5 protein-coding genes are annotated in these 4,256 nt (G+C 39.5%); 3 read left to right on the forward strand and 2 right to left on the reverse strand.

Going from position 1 to position 4,256, the window contains the following annotated elements:
- Positions 1-193 precede the first annotated feature (193 nt).
- Positions 194-451, forward strand: a complete 258-nt coding sequence (gene grxC / locus AC805_RS10820) for a glutaredoxin 3 (protein ID WP_055075447.1) — start codon at positions 194-196, stop codon at positions 449-451.
- Between the two features lie 147 nt (positions 452-598).
- On the opposite strand, the gene AC805_RS10825 is transcribed toward grxC, so the two are convergent.
- A complete protein-coding gene (locus tag AC805_RS10825; protein ID WP_055075448.1) occupies positions 599-1,723 on the reverse strand; it encodes a PAS domain S-box protein in 1,125 nt (374 codons plus the stop codon).
- A 5-nt stretch (positions 1,724-1,728) separates the two neighbouring features.
- The gene (gene trxA, locus AC805_RS10830; protein WP_055075449.1) at positions 1,729-2,073 is read right to left on the reverse strand and encodes a thioredoxin; all 345 of its coding nucleotides are present in this window, start codon (positions 2,071-2,073) and stop codon (positions 1,729-1,731) included.
- A gap of 310 nt (positions 2,074-2,383) precedes the next feature.
- Here trxA and AC805_RS10835 point away from each other — a divergent pair, with 310 nt between their 5' ends.
- Together AC805_RS10835 and AC805_RS10840 are read left to right on the forward strand one after the other, a co-directional pair.
- Positions 2,384-2,770, forward strand: coding sequence for a recombinase family protein (locus tag AC805_RS10835; RefSeq protein WP_055075450.1), 387 nt, complete (start codon positions 2,384-2,386; stop codon positions 2,768-2,770).
- Between the two features lie 206 nt (positions 2,771-2,976).
- The gene (locus tag AC805_RS10840; protein ID WP_082429466.1) at positions 2,977-4,197 is read left to right on the forward strand and encodes a CBS domain-containing protein; all 1,221 of its coding nucleotides are present in this window, start codon (positions 2,977-2,979) and stop codon (positions 4,195-4,197) included.
- The last annotated feature ends 59 nt before the right edge of the window (positions 4,198-4,256 follow it).

The following is a 4,256-nucleotide window of genomic DNA, read 5'->3' on the forward strand; positions in this document are numbered from 1 at the left end:
TTGGTATTAGTACACTTGGCGACAGCTATAAAAACCAAACCAGTAAGGTTTTTCAAAGCTCAAAATGGCGTAGCCATTTTGAGCTTTGGTATTAACTATCTCTTGCATTGCCATCGTAATCAATTCTGTGGATTAAGATTTGTTAAAATCAAGGTGTGATTTTAAACATTTAGACAATAGCTGAATAATTGTTATGGCAAAGGTTGAGATTTATACATGGCGGATGTGTCCTTTTTGCATCAGAGCCAAGCATCTACTCGATAAGAAGGGAGTAAAGTATACCGAATATGCGATCGATGGTGATGAAACTGCGCGATCGGCAATGGTTAAGAGAGGTTCTGATGGAAAACGTTCCGTACCACAAATTTTTATTAACGATTTGCATATTGGAGGGTGTGATGCTATTCATGATTTAGATTCTCAAGGTAAGCTCGATGCATTGCTTGCTTAAGTTGGTAAATTAATCGAATTTACATAATACTAATTCACAAAAGTGTTGTCACACTTTTGTGAATTGAACACCAAATCCAGCAAGGTTTTTCTTGTATTGCCATACAATACCGAACTGCTTACAGCGCTTTGCGCTGTAAAGTCCTGATTACGAGTATCCAAAATCAATAGTCGAGGAATCGAGAATATCATTGATAAGAACTAATAAATGATTTTCACTACTCTCAATGGTTTGCAATGCCTTTAACTGGCTTTTATTGAGGGAAACATATACTTCTTCCTGTAAGTTTTCTACCGTTCCTAAAATAATGCTCAGTGAAGTACGCAGTTCGCAACTCAATTTCGATATAAACTCATTCTTTTCTGCTTGGGATAGAGACAATTGCTTATAGATAATCGATAATGTTTGACTGAATTCCAGCAGTCTCTTTTTAGCGACTTTACGATCTCTAATTGCATAGGCTAAGGAAATAAGATCGCTAATATCCTTCATTACTCCCTGTAAGCCAATGATATCCCCAAGAGAATTTCTAATAGGAATAACTTTTGAAGACACCCAAATACAGTTACCATCACTTTTGTAATGGCGAAATCTGATAGGGAGGGATTTTTTTGGGCTTGTTGTCAAAGATTTTTCGATATTCTTGTTAAACCTTAGGCGATCGCTAAGATGTACTAGGTCGATCATCGGCTTGCCGAGCCATCCCAGAGATTCCCAGCCAAATATCTCTTGAAACTGCGGCGATAGATAAGTAAGGTTCATTTCCAGATCGACTGCCCAAATCAGATCGGTAGAACATTGCAGTAAGCGGTTAAATCTTTCCCGACTTTCGGAAATATTCGCCTCAGCATATTTACGGAATTTCAATGCATCGGAAACTGTATTTATTAACTGAAGCCGCTCTAATAAGTGATCGAGCGACTGTATCAATCTCTGCGAGGATAAATGTTCCTTAATCAGATAGTCTTGGATACCAAATTGAGTTGATTGAGCAGCAACCTTTTCTTCTACTTTATTGACCAACAAGAGAGTTGGTAATAGAGATATTTGCCCTTGTTGCTTCAGCCAACTAAGGAAGTTTAAGCCATTACCATCAATTAAGGAAAACCCTAACAAAATTGCTGCTGGCTTTTTGGTTTTACATAGCTCTTGCGCTGTGTCTAAGTTGTCTGCTTCCAAAATCAGATAGGTGTTTGGGCGATCGCTAGTGAGGTAGCGACAATATTTACGCCGTTCAACCGCAGACTCATCAATCATCAAAATGGTAATCATAGAACCTAGCTTGCTGATGGAGCAGGTAAGAGGTACTTGTCTATAGTTTCACTGAATTCTTCATAGGTTTTGACCCCGACAATGGTCTCCACTAATTCCCCTTGCTTAAAGAACATCACCGCAGGAATACTCCTCAATCCGAATTGTTTGGCTATGGACTTATTCGCATCAATATCGAGTTTCATAACTTTGGCGCGATCGCCATAGTTTTCGGCCAATCGATCGATCAAAGGCGAAATTACTTTACAAGGTCCGCACCAAGTTGCTGTGCAGTCCACCACGAGTAGTGCTGTATTGACGCGTAAGGTCTCAAATTCGGATGCATCTTGAATAAAAATGGCTGCGCTCATAATTTATTAATTTTTATTATTTTGGTTAGCGGTCTATCTATCTATCTAAATGATAAGACTTTGAGTCTGAGTAGTTACGAAGCTTAGATCTACGTTCTTATCCACCAAGCCTTTACAAATATTTTAAATAGGAGAAGTTGTCGAACTTAATTATTGTTTCATAAAGATGTTTCATAAAGTGGTTTAGACTATTTTCACGGGTCGGGAAATGCAACTACGGGGCGTAAACTGCTTTTTTGTAATAAAATCAGTATTGTTGGTTTTTAATTAAATTTTTTGTTGATTATTTAGTTACTTGTTTGGGACAGCCATGACAGATAACGGATTAGAAAATATGTCTGTTTGGGAAAGACTAGAACGCGGTAGACAGGCTAAAGCAGCTTCAGGGGGTTATGCAGGTTATGGTTCTCCTGCCTTTGGACTGCGATCGCTGGATGGTGAATTGGTGGAAGATCCCGAAGAAGTTCAAGTTGTCGAGCTAATTCGTCGCCACCACAAATCTGGCAAGTCCTTACAAAAGATTGCAGATTGGTTGAATCAACAGGGATATACTACGAAAAGAGGGCAAACTTGGAAGCGGATTTCTGTAAAACGAGTTTTAGATCGCCTTTATGGAAAAACCTCCAGAATTTCAGAAGTAAAATCCTCTAGTAAGGATCGAAATGATTTACTCAATCATCAAAAACCATCAGAATAAATGAGCTGTATCTCAAGATTTCTGAAAAACTATTGTTAGATCATAATTTATATCCAGCAAAGGTTTTGATTGAATAGATTGTAACATCTGTCATATCGTACACCAATATAACTTCAAACTCAATATATTTTTAGACTCAAGCAATTAAAATGTTACATTTGTCTTGACTGCTTTTATCTGTCCAGATGCCTGTGATTAATGTTGCCATGCAATTCGATACTCCCGTTGATTGGATGCCTGATTTAAACAGTGTTATTGAATATTCTCCTCTGATCGTTTCACTAGATACGCCTTTGATCGAAGCGATCGCCATGATTAGTCAATCCCATTATTCCAGTTGCTCTCTCACAAATTCAGATAGTTCCACATCTTTACCTGTCCTTCAACTGGGAGTCAGAACGAGTTGCGTTTTAGTACAGCAAGATAGCAGCTTAGTCGGCATTTTAACGACGAGGGATGTAGTTAAGCTTACATCGCAAGGTATAGACTTTCAAAATGCCAAGGTGGGTGACTTTATGACTTCGCCACTAATTACCATGCCACGTCGATCGGTAGGAGATATATTTGCGGCATTGTTTTTATTTCGCCGCTATCAAATTCGACATTTACCGCTAGTAGATGATAGCGATCGCTTGCTAGGGGTGATTTCCCATGAAGGAATTCAGCATATTCTCCGCCCCGCTAATTTACTGCGCTTTCGTCGGGTTGCGGATATTATGACTACCCAAGTAATCCATGCACCCTTAGAAACTTCGGTTCTTCAGTTAGCTCATCTTATGGCAGAACATCGTGTAAGTTGTGTAGTCATCGCTCAACTTGAGGAGGGGATTCCTCGCCCTGTGGGTATTGTCACCGAAAGAGATATTGTCCAGTTTCATTCTTTTCAGATCGATTTAGCCACAACTCAGGCGCAAACAGTAATGAGTACTCCCCTCTTTCTGCTGAGTCCTGAAGATTCGCTATGGACTGCCCATGAAGAAATGAAAAAACGTCGAATTGGAAGGATGGTAGTGTCTTGGGACTGGGGAAGAGGATTGGGAATTGTTACCCAAACGAGTTTGCTAAAAATATTCGATCCGATGGAAATGTATGGCGTAATTGAGAATATGCAACAAACAATTCTGCAATTTCAGGGGGAGCCTCGCAATGCAGACAATTGTAAGAATCCACTTGCATCTCTAAACAATTCCGTTGGTAATTCCGTTGGTAATTCTATTGGCAGTTCTGGAGATCGCCAAGATTCATCCATATCCCGCGCCTATGATACGATTCAATATTTGATTAGTAACCTCGAACTATCTAAAGAGGAAATGCGATCGCAACTTAATTCTATTCTCGACGAACTAAATCCCTTGAGATCGTCAACGATTCACAACGGCGCTCGCCAAAAATTTTGGCTTAATCAAAGCAGCGCCTATGACTTCTAGAGAAAAGTAAGGACTTTAGCACTACCATTTAAGTAAAGCTTTTATAGCTACCGCCAGTC

Source organism: Pseudanabaena sp. 'Roaring Creek' (assembly GCF_001402795.1).
Taxonomy (GTDB): domain Bacteria; phylum Cyanobacteriota; class Cyanobacteriia; order Pseudanabaenales; family Pseudanabaenaceae; genus Pseudanabaena.